General features: G+C 54.6%; 1 protein-coding gene. It reads left to right on the top strand.

Annotated elements, in window-relative coordinates; genetic code table 11:
- A partial coding sequence (locus KH400_RS30320) for a hypothetical protein (RefSeq protein ID WP_217228599.1) occupies window positions 1–346 on the top strand: 346 nt, incomplete at both ends.

Raw genomic sequence — 346 nt, 5'->3', positions numbered from 1 at the left:
AAGGGGGGGAGAAAAAGAGGGAAAAAGGAGAGAGGGAAGGAAGAGAGAGGGGAAAGAAAAGGAGGGGAGGGAAGGGAGGGGAGAAAGGAGAGGGGGGGAGGGAAGGGGAGGAGGAGAAGAAGGAAGGAGAGGAAAAAAGGGAAGGGGGGGAGAAAAGGAAAGGGGAAAAAGAGGAGAAAGGGGGAGGGGGGGGGGGGGAAAAAAAAAAAGAGAAGAGAGAGGGGAGGGAAAGAAAGAAGAGGGAAGGGGGAGAGGGAGAGAGGGAAGGGGAAAAGAGGAAAAAAGGGGAGGAAAGGGAAAAAAGGGAAAAGGGAGGAAAGGAAGAGGGAGGGGAAAGGGGGAGGGA

The organism is Desertibacillus haloalkaliphilus (assembly GCF_019039105.1).
In the GTDB taxonomy this organism is placed as follows: Bacteria; Bacillota; Bacilli; order Bacillales; family KJ1-10-99; genus Desertibacillus; species Desertibacillus haloalkaliphilus.
This window is presented reverse-complemented; position numbering and strand designations above follow the sequence as displayed.